We start from the raw sequence: 16,846 nt of genomic DNA, 5'->3' as shown, positions 1-16,846 counted from the left end.
ACCGCAAATTCAACCGATTCGGATTAGGCCTCGCGCGGCTCGAGCCTTGCGTGCCGCAAAGAGCCCGATCTTGAATCCGGCGCGGGCCTTCACCATTTCATTGCTGAGCGGCCCGCACCCTATGTCGGGCGCTGTTGCGAGGAAATGACATGAACGCGCGCGTTCTCGACGGCGAAATCATCACCACCAGGCTCGACGATGTCAGGGCCTATGACGGCGTGCGCACGCGGCGCATCCTGGCCTTCGTGATCGACTACATCATCGTCGCAGTGCTGACGATTCCCTTCGCCATTCTGGTGTTCTTCCTCGGCCTGTTGACCCTCGGTCTTGGCTGGATGCTGTTCGGCGTCCTGGTGCCGGCCGTCGCCATCCTCTACATCTGGAACACGCTTGGCAGTACCCGCCAGGCCACCACGGGCATGAAGATGATGGGCATCCGGCTCGACCGGCTCGACGGCAGGCCGATCGACGGTCTCACCGCCGTCGTCCATTCGGTGCTGTTCTGGGCCGGCAACGTCATCCTGTCGCCACTGGTCCTGCTGGTGACGCTGTTTTCCGACCGCAAGCGCACGCTGCACGACCTTCTGCTCGGTACGGTCGTCAGCCGCACCGGCCGCTGAAACGGCACCCTCAGGGGCAGTCACAGCCGATCGAGTGCAAATGTGAAGGCGTCGAGTGAACCACGCCTGCACAATCCTGTTGAATTTTTCGCCGTCCGCGCCAAAGGTAGAGCGATTCGAAGGAGTGTTTCCAAGGCTCGATGACGCAGCATCCGACCCAGTCGCCGCAGTTCTTCCTGACCGCGCCGTCGCCGTGCCCCTATCTCGACGGCCAGTTCGAGCGCAAGGTGTTCACGCACCTGGTTGGCGACAAGGCGGCGGAGATGAACGACCTGTTGACGCAAGGTGGCTTCCGGCGCTCGCAGAACATCGCCTACAGGCCGGCATGCGAGACCTGCCGCGCCTGTGTTTCGGTACGCATCCTCGCCCAGGAGTTCGCTGCCAGCCGCAACATGAAACGGGTGCTGCAGCACAATTCCGACCTCGTCGGCTACATGCACAATGCCGAGCCCTCGACCGAACAATATTCGCTGTTTCGCAGCTACCTCGATGCTCGCCACCGCCGTGGCGGCATGTCCGACATGACGGTGCTCGACTACGCCATGATGGTCGAGGATACCCATGTCGACACCAAGGTGATCGAGTACCGGCGGCGCGGCCCCGACACTTTCATCACCGGCAAGGGACAGGGCGAACTGATCGCGGTGGCGCTCACCGACAAGATGGCCGACGGCCTGTCGATGGTCTATTCCTACTTCAACCCCGATTTCGATGAACGGTCGCTCGGCACGTTCATGATCCTCGATCACATCGCGCGGGCCCGGGCGATGGGCCTGCCCCATGTCTACCTCGGCTACTGGGTCAACGGCTCGCGCAAGATGAATTATAAGATGCGCTTCATGCCGCAGGAGCATCTCGGCCCGAAAGGCTGGGAGCGCTACACCAACGAAGCGGTTTCACGCTGAGTTTTTCTACGATCCACGCTTAAACTGTTTCAAGGCAGGGGATGCTGGTCTTTCGGCCGTGTGGCTGGAGAGTGCGCCATTGCGCCGGTCCACCTGCGTTCATTGCGAAAGTAGCCGCATGTCCTCCCACCACGACCACCAGAAGGGCCTTCTGATAACCGCCATTGGCGGCCTGACGCTGACCGTCGACATTCCGCTGATCCGGCTTGCCGACGGTGGCGCATGGACGATCATGTTGCTGCGCACCGGCACCACCTTCTTCGCGGCCATGATCATCTGGTCGATCTGGCGCGCGCTGAGCCGGAACGCCCCGCAGCTCATTCCCGGCTGGGCCGGCCTTGTCGTGGCGATATGCTATGGGCTGACAGGGATCACCTTCGTCACCGCCGTCTATCACACTTCAACCGCGAACCTGGTGTTCATCCTGGCCTTCAACACCGTGTTCGCAGCGTTGCTGTCTTGGATATTCCTAGGGGAAAGACCGCGGCTGGTGACGATCGTGGCGATGCTGATCATGATCCTCGGCGTGCTGGTCATCGTCGGCGGCTCGGTCGGCACCGGGCACCTGTTCGGCGATTTCATGGCGCTGTGCTCGGCTTTCTTCGTCGCCGTGGCCATCACCATCTCGCGCGCCAGCGGCAAGGATATGGGGTTCACGGCCCTGGTCGGCGTCCTTCTGCCGCTCGCACTGGCGGCCTTCATGGTCACCGGCGAGGGTTTCCATGTCAACGCGCCATGGTGGATCATCTTCAACGGCGCCGTCATCATGCCGATCTCGTTCTTCTGTCTCGCCAACGGTCCGAAATACATTTCAGGGCCGGAGGTGGCGATGTTCTACCTGCTCGAAACCGTGCTGGCGCCGGTCTGGGTCTGGATGATCTTTGCCGAGACAACGACCCGCAACAGTCTGATCGGCGGCGCGATCCTCATCGTCACGCTGATCGCGCACTCGCTTTGGCAGTTGCACGAGGGACGCAAGCGCCGCACCGACCTCGCGGTGCATCATCCAGTCTAAGCTATCTCGATATTCAGGTGATGCCAGCTCGCAAACGGCAGCACATCAGGCGTTGGCTTTCTTCCCCACGCTGGGTTCTGGCAGAACCTCGATCTGCGGACCGGCTTCGATTTCGGCCGGCGAGCCCGGCACGATGTCATCGGTCAGTTCCACCTCGCGCAGCCATTCGCGCCAGATCGCGACCAGCAGCGCCATCAGCACCGGGCCGATGAACAGGCCGAGAAAGCCCATGGTCTTGACGCCGCCGATCAGGCCGAAAAAGGTCGGCAGGAAGGGTAGCTTTATCGGCCCGCCGACCAGCTTCGGGCGCAATGTCTTGTCGACGATGAACAGTTCGACCGCGCCCCAGATAAACAGAGCCAGGCCGGCCATCGGCGACCCGCTGGCAGCGAGATAGATCGAGACCAGGGTGAAGGACAGCGGTGCGCCGCCGGGGATAAGCGCCATGACGCCGGTCAGCGCGCCAAGCGTCACCGGCGACGGCACGCCGGCCAGCCAGTAGGCAATGCCGAGCACCAGGCCTTCGCCAATGGCGATGACGGTCATGCCGGTCACGGTCGAAGAGATCGTCGCCGGCACGACGCGCGAAATCCGCTCCCATCTGGTCGGCAGGATGCGTTCGCCGAGACGATCGATCTGGCCGGCAAAGTGCTCGCCGTCGCGATAGGCGAAGAACAGCGCGATCATCATGAACAGCAGCGTCAGGAGCAGGCCGAAAGCGCTGCCGCCGGCGGCCAGGACACCGCGATAGATGCTGCCGATGTTGGCGCCGCTGACCAGCTGGATCAGTTCGCCAATGCCGCCGGGATGGCCAAAATTGGTCGTCCATTGCTCGTTCAACCAGTCACCGACGACAGGCATCGTGGCGATCCAGTGCGGTGTCACGGCACCGTGCCGGTTGGTCTCGATCGCCCAGCCGACCCACTCGCGCACCTCGTTGATGGCGTAGGTGCCGGCGAGCGCGATCGGCACCACCAGGAAGGCGAGGATGAACAGGATGGCAAAGGTCGCGCCGATGGTGCGGTTGCCGCCAACCGCGACAAGCAGGCGCCGGTAGAGCGGCCAGCTGGCGAAGGCGATGACGAGCGCCGCCAGCACCGGGAACAGGAAGCCGTGGAAGAAATAGACGCCGGCGGCGACGATCAGCACCAGCAGCCAGCGCGCCGCCGAGAGCGGCGGAATGACGGCCGACCGCAGCGGCGTCGACAGGCCGAACAGGCGCTGCTGCCGTTCCGGTTTCTGGATCGTTGTTTCCTTCAAACGCCCAATTCTCCCAAACACCTTTCCTGCTTATGCACTGATATAGTGCAGCAATCGTGACGATAGTCCAAATGGTGATGGTGAAGCTGCGATCTCCCCCCTCGAGGGGGAGATGGCCGGCAGGCCAGAGGGGGACGCGAAGGAATGCCGGCCTTGGGTGTTGACTGCGAGGAGCCGAGAACTCGGAGAAATACCTAGTTATGATTGGTTGAGGGACAGCGCCCCCTCTGCCCTGCCGGGCATCTCCCCCTCGAGGGGGGAGATCGGAAGCTTCACCCAAACTTCCCCGTCCTCGGGAACCCCTTGGGCACCATGCGGCCGGCGGACGCACGGGCGCCGATCCATTCGGCCAGTTCCTCGCGCGACCGGGTGAAGGTGCGGTCGGCTGAATCCTGCCAGGAGAGGCCGCTCTCCAGCGTGAACGGCTTGAGGTCGAGAAGGCCGCCGTCCTTGTATTTCTGCAGCCGTACGCCCTTGCCGCGGCCCATTTCCGGAATTTCGGAGAGCGCGAACACCAGCATCTTGCGGTTCTCGCCGACGATGGCGAGATGGTCACCGGTGACCGGGATGCAGCGCTTGGCCTCGTCGGGCGCCTTGACGTTCATCACCTGCTTGCCCTTGCGGGTGTTGGCGACGACTTCCTCCTCCGGCACGATGAAGCCGTTGGCGTCATGCGATGCCAACAGCAGCTTGCGCTTCGGATCGTGAATGAAGGCGGTGACGATGTCCTGATCATTGTCCATGTCGACGATGATGCGGATCGGCTCGCCATGGCCACGTCCGCCGGGCAGGCGATCAGCGCCGATGGTGTAGAACTTGCCGCCGGTGGTGAAGACCAGCACCTTGTCGGTGGTCTGGGCATGGAAGGCGAGCTTGAGGCTGTCGCCCTCCTTGAAGGTCAGCGTCGAAAGATCGGCGAGATGCCCCTTCATCGCCCGCAGCCAGCCCTTTTCCGAGACGACGACAGTGACCGGCTCGCGCTCGATCATGGCGTGCGCAATGTCGGTCAGGTCGTGCTCGGGCGCATCGGCGAACTGGGTCCGGCGCTTGCCGATTTCGGTTTCGGGCCCGTACTTCTCGCGGACATTGGCGACTTCCCACCTGATCGTCGCCCATTGCTTGTCATCCGACGCAAGCAGCGCCTCGATCTGCTTTTTCTCGGCACTCAAGCCATCGAACTCGGTGCGGATCTCGAATTCCTCAAGCTTGCGCAGAGCCCGCAGCCGCATGTTGAGAATGGCTTCGGCCTGGGTGTCGGTCAGCGACCAGCGGGCCATCATCACCTGCTTGGGCTCATCCTCCTCGCGGATGATGCGGATGACCTCGTCGATATTGAGGTAGGCGATCAAATAGCCGGCGAGGATTTCGAGGCGCCGCTCGATCTCGCCAAGGCGATGTCGGGAGCGGCGGATGAGCACGTCGCGGCGGTGCGCCAGCCATTCCTTGAGCACACCTTTCAGCGACAGGACGTTTGGCACCTTGCCGCGCGACAGGACATTCATGTTGAGCGGAAAGCGGCTTTCGAGCTCGGTGAGCTTGAACAGCGACTCCATCAGGATGCCTGGATCGACCGAGCGGCTCTTCGGCACCAGCACGACGCGGATGTCCTCGGCGCTCTCGTCGCGGATGTCCTCGAGCAAGGGCAGCTTGCGCGCCATCAGCAGCTCGGCGATCTTCTCGATCAGCCTGGCCTTCTGAACGCCGTAGGGAATTTCAGTAACGACGATGTTCCAGGTTCCCCTGCCCTGATCCTCCTGACCCCATTTCGCCCGCACGCGAAAACCGCCGCGGCCGGTCTCGTAGGCTTCAAGGATCGAGGCGCGGCCGTCAACGATGATGCCGCCGGTCGGGAAATCCGGACCTTGCACGAACTCCATCAGTTTCGTCACCGGTGCGTCCGGATGCTCGATCAGATGCAGCGCCGCGTCACACAGCTCGGCAGCGTTGTGCGGCGGGATCGAAGTCGCCATGCCGACGGCGATACCCGATGAGCCATTGGCAAGCAGGTTGGGGAAGGCGCCGGGCAGCACGACCGGCTCTTCGTCTTCTTCATTGTAGGTTGCGCGAAAATCGACCGCGTCCTCGGTGATGCCTTCGAGAAGCAGCGTCGACACTTCGGTCATGCGCGCTTCGGTGTAGCGCATGGCGGCGGCGTTATCGCCGTCGATGTTGCCGAAATTGCCTTGCCCGTCGACCAGCGGATAGCGCATCGAAAAGTCCTGCGCCAACCGCACCAGCGCGTCATAGATCGACTGGTCGCCATGCGGGTGGAACTTGCCCATCACCTCGCCGACGATGCGGGCGCATTTGGCAAAGCCCTGGTCGGGGTTGAGCCGCAGCAGGCGCATGGCGTGCATGATGCGGCGATGGACAGGCTTCAGTCCGTCGCGCACGTCGGGCAGCGCCCGATGCATGATGGTCGACAGCGCATAGGCCAGATAGCGCTCTTCCAGCGCCTTCTTCAGATCGACCGGTTCGATATGATCGCCACCGCCATTTTCAGGCGGCAAAAGCCTCTTTGCCATGGGCTGGGACTAGCCGAGCGGGTGATTCGCGGCAAGAGGCAGGCAGATGCACCGCCCCTTCTGCAACATGAAACCGTACGCTGGGGGATATCGACCAACATCAGCCTGTTACACGCGGGCTCTATGGCCAAGCGCGACGATGTCAGGCAACCGGCTCTTCATGACAAATTCACCGGTTTGCGCAAAGACGGTGGGATCGAGTTTGCCTTTCACCGCGATTTTTGACCATTGTACCGGGATACGCCTTTTTCCCGTCCAGTTCGTCACGGAATGGTGATGGCGCAAAGAATTGAAAAACAATTTCAGGACACTCTCAGGGACCTTGCGATGACAATCAAACGCTCAACTCTCAGGAAATTCGCTCTTTCGACCTTTTTGCTCACGCTGCCGCTGAACGCGGCCCTTGCACAGGATACGGCAGTCGCCGACCGGCTGAAGGCGGCACTTTCCGCCCAGGGCGTCAACATTTCCTGGACCGGCGTGACCGGCGACAACACCAGCATGGTGCTGCAGGGCGTTGCCATCAAGCCGGCGTCGGAAAAGGAAGCGCTCACCATCGGCGACGTCAAACTCGAAGGCGTCACCGCGGCGAATGGCGGCTACGATATCGCCACCGTGTCGACGTCGGCATTCGAACACTCAAAGGACGGCGTCACCCTCAACCTCAGCCCCTTCGTCATCCACGACATGACGGTTCCGGCCGACGGCGCCACCGGCCCGCTGGGCTCGCTGATGATGTACAAGTCGGCCGAACTCTCGAACATGACGGTCAAGGTCGCCGACAAGACCGCCTTCTCGATGGACGGGCTTGCCATCGAGATCACGCCGCCTGCGGACGGCAAGGCGATGGAGTTCACCGGCACCACGGAAAAGTTCAACGCTGATCTCTCGCTAGTCGACGATCCCAAGTCCAAGGAAGTCATCAACGCGCTCGGCTACCAGAACATCGCCGGCAATTTCGAGATGGCCGGCACCTGGCAGCCGACTGACGGCAAGATGGAACTGACGAAGTATGACATCTCCGTCGAGAATGCCGGTAAGCTCGGCATGACCTTCAACCTCGGCGGCTACACGATGGACTTCATCAAGTCGCTGCAGGAGATGCAGAAGAAGATGGCGGCACAGCCTGCAGGCGCCGACAATTCGGCACAAGGCATGGCCATGCTCGGCCTGTTGCAGCAGCTTTCGTTCAACAGCGCCTCGATCCGTTTCGACGACGATTCGCTGACCAACAAGGTGCTGGACTATGTCGGCAAGCAGCAGGGCATGTCCGGCAAGGACATCGCCAACCAGGCCAAGGCGATCGTGCCGTTCGGCATGGCACAGCTCAACAATCCGGAACTGACGGCGCAAGTTACGGCCGCGGTCAGCAAATATCTCGACGAGCCGAAGAGCCTCGAAGTCTCGGCCGTGCCGCCGGCATCGGTGCCGTTCGCGCTGATCATGGCGGGTGCGATGTCCAACCCGCTCGACCTGCCGAAGACGCTCGGCGTTGCCGTCAAGGCGAACGAAGACTGATCGAAGCGATCTCAATATACGGAAAAGCCCGGCAGTGATGCCGGGCTTTTTTGTTGGGACTAATTAGTGAATCGAAAGAATCGGTTCAGGCGGTTCTTTAAAGCATCGCCCAAAGCGGGCGTCAGGCGTCCTTCTTGGGCACCGCGACGCGCAGCGCCAGTTCGCGAAGCTGCTGCGGGCTCGCTTCCGAGGGCGCATTCATCAACAGGTCGTAGGCCTGCTGGTTCATCGGGAACATGGTGACCTCGCGCAGGTTCTTCGCTCCGACCAGCAGCATGACGACACGGTCGATGCCGAATGCCGCCCCACCATGCGGCGGTGCACCATACTGGAAGGCGCGATAGAGGCCGCCGAAGCGCTCCTCGACCGTCGCACGATCGAGCCCGACCGTCTCGAACGCCTTGACCATGGTCTCGGGCAGATGGTTGCGGATGCCGCCAGAGGCGATCTCGAAGCCGTTGCACACGGCGTCGTACTGGAATGCCTTGATGCCAAGCAGATCGTCTCCGTTCAGCGCATCGATGCCGCCCTGCGGCATCGAGAACGGGTTGTGGGCGAAGTCGATCTTCTTTTCCTCCTCGTTCCATTCGAAGAACGGGAAATCGACGATCCAGCACAGCTCGAAGCGATCGCGGTCGACGAGGTTCAGTTCCTCGCCGGCGCGGGTGCGCGCGGCGCCCGCGAAAGACACGAACTTCTTCGGATCGCCGGCAACGAAGAAGGCCGCGTCGCCGTCGGTAAGGCCGAGCTGGAGGCGGATCGCCTCGGTGCGCTCCTCGCCGATGTTCTTGGCCAGCGGACCGGCGCCCTCGATCTTGTCGCCTTCCTTGCGCCAGAAGATGTAGCCCAGCCCAGGCTGGCCCTCGCTCTGTGCCCAGGAGTTCATGCGGTCGCAGAAGGCGCGGCTGCCGCCGGTCTTGGCCGGAATGGCCCACACCTCGGCTTTCGGATCGTTGGCCAGGATGTTGGCGAACACCTTGAAGCCGGAATCGCGGAAATGGTCGGAGACGGGCTGCATCTCGATCGGGTTGCGCAGGTCCGGCTTGTCGGAACCGTATTTGCGCATGGCGACGTCATAGGAGATTCGCGGCCAGTCCTTGGTGACGGGCTTGCCGTCCGCGAAGGCCTCGAAGACAGACGTCATCACCGGCCCCATGGTGGACAGCACATCGTCCTGTTCGACGAAGCTCATTTCGAGGTCGAGCTGGTAGAATTCGCCCGGCAGGCGGTCGGCGCGCGGGTCCTCGTCGCGAAAGCACGGCGCGATCTGGAAATAGCGGTCGAAGCCCGAGACCATGATCAGCTGCTTGTACTGCTGCGGCGCCTGCGGCAGCGCGTAGAAGGTGCCGGGGTGGATGCGCGACGGCACCAGGAAGTCGCGCGCGCCTTCCGGCGACGACGCGGTCAGGATCGGCGTCGAGAATTCGGTGAAGCCGACCTCGCCCATGCGCCTGCGCATCTCGGCGATGATTTTTGTCCGCGCCAGGATGTTCTTGTGCAGCGTGTCGCGGCGCAGGTCGAGGAAGCGGTATTTCAGCCTTATATCCTCGGGATAGTCGGGCTCGCCGAACACCGGCAGCGGCAATTCCTTGGCCGCCGACAGCACCTCGATCTCGCGGGCGAAAATCTCGACCTCACCGGTCGGCAAATTGGCGTTCGTGGTCTCGGGCAAGCGCGCCTTGACCTCGCCGTCGACGCGGATGACCCACTCGCCACGCACGGTCTCGGCGACCTTGAAGGCCGGCGAATCCGGATCGGCGACGATCTGGGTCAGGCCATAATTGTCGCGCAGGTCGATGAAGAGCAGGCCGCCATGATCGCGCACGCGATGCACCCAGCCCGACAGGCGAACGGAAGAGCCGACGTCGCTCTTCCTCAACTGGGCACAGGTATGGCTGCGGTAACGGTGCATTGTCATTGGTAAAGTCCGGGGTGCTGGGTTGTGGGCCGAAGCATCGCGGCCCGACCTGAAAATTTGCGCGAAAAGCGCATGGGAGGCCGGATTTGTCAAGGCAAGCGGGCCGAGGGTGGCATCTCTACCCGGCTTTTGGCCCGGCAGTGCGCAAACGCATCAAAAGCGCCCACTGAATGCGTGGCGAATGCTGACGGCCCCTGTCAGGAGGAGTGGCGTATATCCTGCCGGTCGCGCCGAATGGCCCGTCCCATCGATCCTGATTGGAGAACGCAATGGCGGAACACGTCAAGAACCTCACAGTAGAGAGCGAGACCACGCTTTCCTACCGAAACCATCCCCTATGCGACGTGAACGACCATGTGGTGCGGATGAGCGTGATGACCGAGGCGTTCTATTGGCACCTGCATCCCGATTCCGACGAGGTTTTCATGTGTATCGAGGGCAGGCTGGCGATAGACCTTGATCATGCAACGATCGAACTGGGGCCAAACGACCTCTATTGCGTGAAGAAGGGCGTGGCCCATCGCACGCGTCCCCTTACGGAAAGGTCGGTGAATCTGACCGTGGAACGCGCAATCATGGAGACCATCCGGATTGAGCCGCCGACGTTCGGATGACTTGCGCCGAACCGAGCTGCGGTGACGCCGGCCTGCCGGCTTCCTGCTCGGCTGCCCGGTCATCACCCGAGGAGCCTTCGTAAAAGGTGCGTACACAACAGGAGATCCTCGTCGCTCCAGGAGGCGATCCGCTGGCGAAATGTGTCGCCCTTGCCGTGCATCGCCGCTGCCATCCGCCGACGGCCGTCGGTGCTGAGCGACAGGACGACACTTCGGCGGTCGGATGGATCGGTGATTGTCTCGATCAGCCCCAGGCGCGTCAGCTCCCGGGTCAGACGGCTTGTCGCGCTGCGATCCATGCCGACGGCTTGCGCCACGGCACTCGGCTTGGCCGGGCCGAAGGCGTCGAGCCAGAGCGCGATATGAAAAGCCGCCGGCTGCAATTCGGCATGAAAGGCAACACCGGCGCGCGCCATCAAGGCCCGGGACTGGCTGACCAGCGCGTTAAGCGTGCCACCGAGCGCGAGGATGCGCTGTTCGCGTTGCTCCTCGCTCAGGGGCGTTTTGGCGGAGTGCGAAGTCATAACTCCCTCACCTGGCGTTTCGGCTGCCGGACTCCTGTCACAATGGTTGACAAAAATCCATCATCTATATAGTGGATATTTATCCATTAAAAAGAGAAACACCTTACCTCAGTCAACCCCCACCATTGTCATTACCGGAGCCACCAGCGGGATTGGTCAGATCGCGGCGATCGCACTCGCCCGGCAAGGCGCGCACCTCGTTCTCACCGCGCGCAGCCAGGCCAAGGCCGATGCAACGCTGACGCTGATCGAGGCGGCCGCGCCGGGCACGCGGGTCGATGTCCACTATGGTGATTTCGCCGACATGGCATCGGTCGCCGCACTTGGGCGCGAGATCGTCGCGCGCCACCCACGGATCGACGTCCTGATCAACAATGCCGGGCTTCATGCCTTCGAGCCGCGCGTTACCGCCGACGGCATGCCCGAGATGGTCTCGGTCAACTATCTGGCGCCATGGCTGCTGACCAGCATCTTGCGCGAGACCTTGGTTCGGTCGGCGCCGTCGCGCATCGTCACGGTGGCGTCGGAGGCGTCGCGACAGGCTGCCGGGTTCGATCCGCTTGCCGCACTCGTCGACATGCACCCGTTCACCGCGCGCGGCTCGTCCAAAATCTACGGCCAGACCAAGATGCTGAACATCATGTTCTCGCTGGAGCTTGCACGCCAGCTGGGCGGAACCGGCGTCGCGGTCAATTGCCTCTGCCCCGGGTTCAACGTCACCGGGCTCGGGCGCGAATTGTGGTTCGCCGCGCCGCTCGAACGGCTGCTAACATGGCTGGGAATCGGTAATCCCAAACGCGGCGCGGGCATCATCGTGCGTCTGGCCAGTGATCCCGCTTTCGCCGAAACGACCGGTGGCTACTATTCGGTCAACGATGCGCGGCCGCTCGTGCCCTTGGCGCCGGGCGGCGACCGACAGGCGCAGCAAACCCTGTGGCAAGCGACCGCGGAACGGGTTGCGCCGTTCCGGCTGAATCCATCGAGCGGTTTGGCCTGACTGGTTCGAAACCACGGACTATTGCCGAACTGGCAACAATTGCCTCGCCAGGAGCATGGCACATCTGGCAAGATGCCGAGCATGGACACTGAACAGCTCAAGACCTTCGTTGAAGTGGTTCGGCTGGGGAGCTTCGCCGCCGTGGCGCGCGAATTCTCGACGGACCCGTCGGCGGTGACGCGCTCCATTGCCGCGCTCGAGAAGAGCCTGGGGGTACGGTTGCTGGAGCGGACGACGCGCCGGCTGGCGCTGACCAAGGCTGGCGCGGCCTATCACGAGAGCGTCCGGGGCCTGTTGAAGGATCTGCAGCGCGCAACCGACGAGGCGCGCGATCTCGCCGGCCAGCCTGAAGGCGTCGTGCGGGTGACGGCGTCGGTAAGCTATGGCTATTCGGTCCTGGTCCCGATGCTCACGGCACTTCGCAAGGCCTACCCCAAGCTCGAAATCGACCTGCGGCTGACCGATTCCATCATCGACCTCGTGGCCGAGCGCGTCGACGTAGCGCTACGCTTGCGGCAGGCCGCCGACAGCTCGCTGGTCGGTGTCCGTCTTGCGCGGATCCGCTATCACGTCTGTGCCAGCCCGGCATACCTCAAGCAGCATGGCGCTCCGCTGACGCCGGCGGACCTGGTGACGCACGACTGCCTCCGCTGCCCGGTGCCAGGCTATTCGGCGCAGTGGCGGTTCCGCGATGCTCTCGGCATGATCGACGGGATCGATATCCACGGCAGGCTGACGATGTCGAATTCCCTCGCCCTGCAGCGCGCGGCACAAGAAGGCTTGGGGCCGGCGCTGCTGCCGGATTGGCTGGTCGGTGCCGACCTGGCGGCAGGGCGGTTGATCGACCTGTTTCCAAGGCACGAGGCGACGCCGACCGATTTCGACAACGCGATCTGGCTGCTTCACACGTCACGGTCCTATATTCCGCATCGGGTCCGGGCATTTCTCGATTTCATCAAAAGGCAATACGCCGAAAACCTCCGGGCCAGAGCCGCCTGAGGGGCTCGCCCGGCGGCCCCTCCATCGACCCATTCATGCAGCTTTTGCAACAGTCTCGTGCCGGCGAAGCGCTGGCCAGGCAAGGTCCGGCTTCTTACGAAGACCACTCCTCACATCTGGAGCTCGGTCATGACCATTCATCAAAACATCAAATCATCGCCGCCGCACGATCGTCAGGGCAGCCCTGCCGGCCGGCGCCGGCAACCCATGCTGGCTCGCGCCGCAATGTCGATAGCGGCGGCATTTGTCGCGGCAACGCTCGGCGGTTTTGCCGGCAAGGCCGAGGCAGGATCGAAATTCACGCTTTCGAGCCCGGATCTGTCCTCAGGCAGTTTCGAAACCAGGTTCACTCTGAACGGCTTTGGCTGCACGGGCTCGAACGTCTCTCCGGCCCTGCAATGGGCGAACATCCCTGCCGGGACGAAATCGCTGGCGCTCCAGGTCCGCGACCGGGATGCGCCAACCGGCAGCGGACTATGGCACTGGGCCGTCTACAACATTCCGCCGACGGCGACGGGACTCGCGCAGGGCGCCGGAAATTCACTTTCGAAACTGCCGGCGCCGGCCTTTGGCGGCACCACCGATTTTCTCGACACAGGCGTGACCGGTGCCAATGGCAACTATACCGGCCCGTGCCCGTCTGTCGGCGACAAGCCGCATCGCTATGTGTTCACCTTGTACGCGGTTGCGGTCGATGACGTACAAGCGGCCGCGGGAATTCCGAAAACCGGCACTACGGCGCTCTATTCGTTCGTGCTGAACAAGGGATTGGGCAGCAAGCTTCTTGGAACGGCCAGCTTCACGGCCTCGTACGGGCACTAGCACGCGTCGGCTAAGCAACCCCGGAGGTAATCCGGCTTGTCCGCCCGTCGTTTCGGCGATCGGGCGGACAAGCCGGCAAGCTCACCTCGGAACGGATCAGGATGCTGTACATTGGCCGTGATCGGGGAGCAAAAAAGATGGAAAGACTGCGTATCCTCTGCTTGCACGGTTATCACGGCAGCGCGCAAATCCTGCGACGCCAGATGGCCCCGCTTGCCGACGGGCTGGACGAGCTGGTCGAGTTTGTCCGCATGGACGCGCCATCGCTGGCCGAAGGCGATTTCGGCTGGTGGCATGCGCAAAGCGCGGAGGGCACGGCGGCCAACGCAGGCGCCGGCCCCGGCGCCAAGCGCTACGAGGGCTGGCAAAGAACGCGCGCCGCAATCGGTTCGGCCTTTGCGCGGCAAGGACCCTTCGATGGCGTGTTCGGCTTCAGCCAAGGCGCGGCCCTGGCAGCACTGCTCGTGGGATTGCGCTGCGGCGATAACCCCGGCGACGAGCCCTCCGGCACGGCGGGCAAAAACCCCGACCGTTCGCTTGCCTTCGACTTTGCCATCATGGTCGGCGGATTCGTCAGCGCCGATCCTGATCTCGCCAGGCTGTATGGCGAGAGATCGAACTACGACCTGCCCTCGGTGCACATCATTGGCCGTTCGGACACCATCGTGCCACCCATCGCCTCAATCGACCTTGCATCGCGATTCCGCAATCCGCTGATCCTGGAGCACGAGGGCGGACACATCATCCCAAACGCACCGTCGATCCGGCAACGCTTCCGTGGCTTTCTCGAAGACAGGCAGCAACGGAATCGATCCGGGTTGTGATCGCCGTTTACGCCAATCGGACTTCGGCACCATCCCAGCGCATCACGGCCCAGCCTCAAAATTTACGCGAAAAGCGCCTGGGAGGCCGGATTTGTCAAGGCAAGCACCCGTTTTCGACACCCGCTTTCGAAACCTTGGGGGGAAACCCGGACGCAGGCGCGCCGCGCGCTCCTCAAGCGAAGAGGATTTCAGCGCCCTGGCGTTCGAAATCGGCGAGGATGGCGGCCGGCGCGGTCTTTTCGACGACCAGATAGCGGACTGCTTCGGGTCCGGCGACACGGTAGGGCGCTGCAGTGGCCAGTTTGTCGTTGGTGACGGCGATGACGATGCCGGCGCTGTTCCTGGCCATCGCCCGCTTCACCTCGGCCTCCGCCGAATCGAAGGCCGTCACGCCGCGTGAGGCATCGAGACCGCAGGAGCCCAGGAAAAACAGATCGGCGCCAAGCTGCGCGACAGCGGCCAGTGTGTCGCCACCGACGCAGGTTCCAAGATTGCGGTCGAACCTGCCGCCCAGCACGATCAGTTCGACCAAAGTGTGATCAGACAGGGCCGAGGCGACGCCGAGCGAATTGGTGGCAATCGTCAGCTCGAGGTCACGCGGAATGGCCCTGGCGATCGCGGCATTGGTGGTGCCGCCGTCAACGAATAGGGTCTGCCCGGCGCAGAGCAGCGTGACCGCCGTGCTCGCCAGCCTCGCCTTCTCCTCTATCGCATGACCGCCGCGCAGGCCGATCGACGCGGCTGCGAAGGGCGCCGGTGCGACCGCGCCACCATAGACACGGCGGCATTGCCCTGCCTTCGCGAGCTCCCTCAGGTCGCGTCGGACCGTGTCTTCCGAAACCCCGAAGAGGCTCGCCAGTTCGCCGGCCAGCACTCTTCCCTCAACCGCAAGTCGGTCGCGGATAAGCCGGTGCCGTTCATCGGTGAGCATTGCACGATCCTGCTTTCTCCATGCACATTCTTGCATGTTTTGCACGTTTATGCAAGAAGCGAAGCATGTCGAGCGGCTAGACAGACCAGCCGCTGGTTTATCCCTGTCGAAAGCACCATGATGACATTTGGCCTTAGCCTTGCCCCTCAGCACCGGGTCTATGCCGGTTTTGCGATCTATTCGTTCGCCATGGGCAACATCTTTCCGCGGCTGCCCGACATCAAGCACGCCATGGGCATTGAGGACGGCACGCTGGGGCTCAGCCTGATCGGAACGCCGATCGGCACCTTGACCGCGCTGACGCTGGCGACACCGATCCTGGAGCGAGTCGGCTTCCGCCGCGCACTGCTCGGGCTGGTCCCCTTTGTGGCGGTCGCCTACGCCATCGCCGTGCACGCGTCAGGCCCGCTCGCGCTGTTCCTGATGCTCTTTCCGGTCGGCCTGATGATCGGCAGCATCGAGATCATGCTCAATGTCGAGGCCGACAGAACCGAGTTCCTGCTCAAGCGCCGGATCATGAACCGGGCGCACTCGTTCTGGAGCATTGGCTTTTTCGGCGCCGGCCTGTTCGGCGCGGCGCTGGGTCATCTCGGCATTTCGCCGCAACTCCATCTGGCTGTTGTCGTGCCGATGGTGGCGATGGCGATGGCGCTGTTTCTCGGCGGCTACGAACCGGCGCCCAGCCGCTTCGCCGGCACCGGCGACAAGGCACCCATGCTGGCCCGGCCGACACTGCCGATCCTCGTCCTCGTCGCGGTGACGCTGTCGGCGATGCTGTTGGAAGGCGCCAGCATAGATTGGTCGTCGATCTACATGCGCACCGTTTTCGACTCGGGTCCCTTTGTTGCTGGATTCTCGGTGGCGCTGTTCGCGTTCTCGCAGGCGACCACACGCTTCTTCGCCGACAGCTTCGTCGACCGCCACTCGCCAAGCGGGGTGGCGCGCGTGCTGCTGGCCTGCATGGCGGCGGGCGTGCTGCTTGTCTTCCTGTCGCCCGCCCCGTTCCTGTCCATGCTGGGCTTTGCCCTTCTGGGTATAGGCAGCAGCGCCCTCTTTCCGCTGGCTATCTCCGCCGCCGCTCAGCGGACGGATCGCCCGGCGGCAATCAATGTCGCGGCGCTGTCGCAGATCTCCTTCGTCGCCTTCCTGCTCGGTCCGCCGCTGCTCGGCTTTGTCTCGGACCATTGGGGCATCCGCTCGGCCTTTGCCATCGGCATTCCGTTCATCGCGCTCAGCCTGCTGACCGCCGGATCACTTGGGCGAAGGGCGCCTTCGGAGAAGGCCACGGTGCCGACGGACATGACCTCCAGACCGTCGCGGATGAAGGCACAGACGCCAGCCAGCCAGGACTGAACGGTTCTCCGCCGGACTGTG

Annotated in this window: 15 protein-coding genes; 10 read left to right on the top strand and 5 right to left on the bottom strand. The window is 63.1% G+C overall.

Annotated features, from left to right (window positions below; all coding sequences use genetic code 11):
* The first annotated feature begins 149 nt into the window (after positions 1-149).
* From BPNPMPFG_RS01720 to BPNPMPFG_RS01710, 3 genes are all read left to right on the top strand, one after another.
* Positions 150-620 carry an RDD family protein gene (locus BPNPMPFG_RS01720; protein ID WP_258592964.1) on the top strand — a complete coding sequence of 157 codons (471 nt, stop codon included), beginning with the start codon at positions 150-152 and terminating at the stop codon, positions 618-620.
* A 140-nt stretch (positions 621-760) separates the two neighbouring features.
* Positions 761-1,525 (top strand): arginyltransferase, encoded by a 765-nt coding sequence (locus tag BPNPMPFG_RS01715; protein WP_258592963.1) that lies wholly within the window; start codon positions 761-763, stop codon positions 1,523-1,525.
* 118 nt (positions 1,526-1,643) lie between these two features.
* Positions 1,644-2,540, top strand: coding sequence for a DMT family transporter (locus BPNPMPFG_RS01710; RefSeq protein WP_258592962.1), 897 nt, complete (start codon positions 1,644-1,646; stop codon positions 2,538-2,540).
* Positions 2,541-2,585: 45 nt separating this feature from the next.
* Here the strand turns inward: BPNPMPFG_RS01710 and BPNPMPFG_RS01705 are convergent, their stop codons facing one another.
* Both BPNPMPFG_RS01705 and parC read right to left on the bottom strand, forming a co-directional pair.
* A complete protein-coding gene (locus BPNPMPFG_RS01705; protein WP_258592961.1) occupies positions 2,586-3,800 on the bottom strand; it encodes an AI-2E family transporter in 1,215 nt (404 codons plus the stop codon).
* A gap of 272 nt (positions 3,801-4,072) precedes the next feature.
* Positions 4,073-6,325: a DNA topoisomerase IV subunit A gene (parC, locus tag BPNPMPFG_RS01700; protein ID WP_258592960.1), complete on the bottom strand. Its 2,253-nt coding sequence runs from the start codon at positions 6,323-6,325 to the stop codon at positions 4,073-4,075.
* Positions 6,326-6,652: 327 nt separating this feature from the next.
* On the opposite strand from parC, the gene BPNPMPFG_RS01695 reads away from it, so the two are divergent.
* Positions 6,653-7,843: an aq_1923 C-terminal domain gene (locus tag BPNPMPFG_RS01695; RefSeq protein ID WP_258592959.1), complete on the top strand. Its 1,191-nt coding sequence runs from the start codon at positions 6,653-6,655 to the stop codon at positions 7,841-7,843.
* 121 nt (positions 7,844-7,964) lie between these two features.
* Here BPNPMPFG_RS01695 and aspS read toward each other — a convergent pair whose 3' ends face one another.
* Positions 7,965-9,761 carry an aspartate--tRNA ligase gene (gene aspS, locus BPNPMPFG_RS01690; RefSeq protein ID WP_413776824.1) on the bottom strand — a complete coding sequence of 599 codons (1,797 nt, stop codon included), beginning with the start codon at positions 9,759-9,761 and terminating at the stop codon, positions 7,965-7,967.
* Between the two features lie 269 nt (positions 9,762-10,030).
* On the opposite strand from aspS, the gene BPNPMPFG_RS01685 reads away from it, so the two are divergent.
* The gene (locus BPNPMPFG_RS01685) at positions 10,031-10,375 is read left to right on the top strand and encodes a cupin domain-containing protein (protein WP_258592958.1); all 345 of its coding nucleotides are present in this window, start codon (positions 10,031-10,033) and stop codon (positions 10,373-10,375) included.
* A gap of 62 nt (positions 10,376-10,437) precedes the next feature.
* Here the strand turns inward: BPNPMPFG_RS01685 and BPNPMPFG_RS01680 are convergent, their stop codons facing one another.
* Entirely contained in the window at positions 10,438-10,899 is a 462-nt protein-coding gene (locus BPNPMPFG_RS01680; protein ID WP_258592957.1) for a MarR family winged helix-turn-helix transcriptional regulator, read from the bottom strand.
* Between BPNPMPFG_RS01680 and BPNPMPFG_RS01675 the strand changes: the two genes are divergently transcribed.
* From BPNPMPFG_RS01675 to BPNPMPFG_RS01660, 4 genes are all read left to right on the top strand, one after another.
* On the top strand, positions 10,880-11,896 hold the full coding sequence (locus BPNPMPFG_RS01675) for an SDR family NAD(P)-dependent oxidoreductase (protein WP_258592956.1): 1,017 nt from the start codon (positions 10,880-10,882) through the stop codon (positions 11,894-11,896). The two genes, BPNPMPFG_RS01680 and BPNPMPFG_RS01675, sit on opposite strands and share 20 nt — an antisense overlap.
* Before the next feature lie 81 nt (positions 11,897-11,977).
* The gene (locus BPNPMPFG_RS01670) at positions 11,978-12,895 is read left to right on the top strand and encodes a LysR family transcriptional regulator (protein WP_258592955.1); all 918 of its coding nucleotides are present in this window, start codon (positions 11,978-11,980) and stop codon (positions 12,893-12,895) included.
* A gap of 129 nt (positions 12,896-13,024) precedes the next feature.
* Positions 13,025-13,717, top strand: a complete 693-nt coding sequence (locus BPNPMPFG_RS01665) for a YbhB/YbcL family Raf kinase inhibitor-like protein (RefSeq protein ID WP_258592954.1) — start codon at positions 13,025-13,027, stop codon at positions 13,715-13,717.
* Between the two features lie 137 nt (positions 13,718-13,854).
* The gene (locus BPNPMPFG_RS01660; protein WP_258592953.1) at positions 13,855-14,541 is read left to right on the top strand and encodes a putative serine hydrolase; all 687 of its coding nucleotides are present in this window, start codon (positions 13,855-13,857) and stop codon (positions 14,539-14,541) included.
* A 172-nt stretch (positions 14,542-14,713) separates the two neighbouring features.
* Here the strand turns inward: BPNPMPFG_RS01660 and BPNPMPFG_RS01655 are convergent, their stop codons facing one another.
* Entirely contained in the window at positions 14,714-15,472 is a 759-nt protein-coding gene (locus tag BPNPMPFG_RS01655) for a DeoR/GlpR family DNA-binding transcription regulator (RefSeq protein ID WP_258592952.1), read from the bottom strand.
* A 117-nt stretch (positions 15,473-15,589) separates the two neighbouring features.
* On the opposite strand from BPNPMPFG_RS01655, the gene BPNPMPFG_RS01650 reads away from it, so the two are divergent.
* Positions 15,590-16,825, top strand: coding sequence for an MFS transporter (locus BPNPMPFG_RS01650; RefSeq protein ID WP_258592951.1), 1,236 nt, complete (start codon positions 15,590-15,592; stop codon positions 16,823-16,825).
* Positions 16,826-16,846: the final 21 nt, after the last annotated feature.

Origin of the sequence: Mesorhizobium sp. AR07, assembly GCF_024746815.1 — a bacterium.
GTDB lineage: Bacteria > Pseudomonadota > Alphaproteobacteria > Rhizobiales > Rhizobiaceae > Mesorhizobium.
The sequence above is the reverse complement of the archived record's forward strand: the minus strand, read 5'-3'. Positions and strand labels throughout refer to the sequence as shown.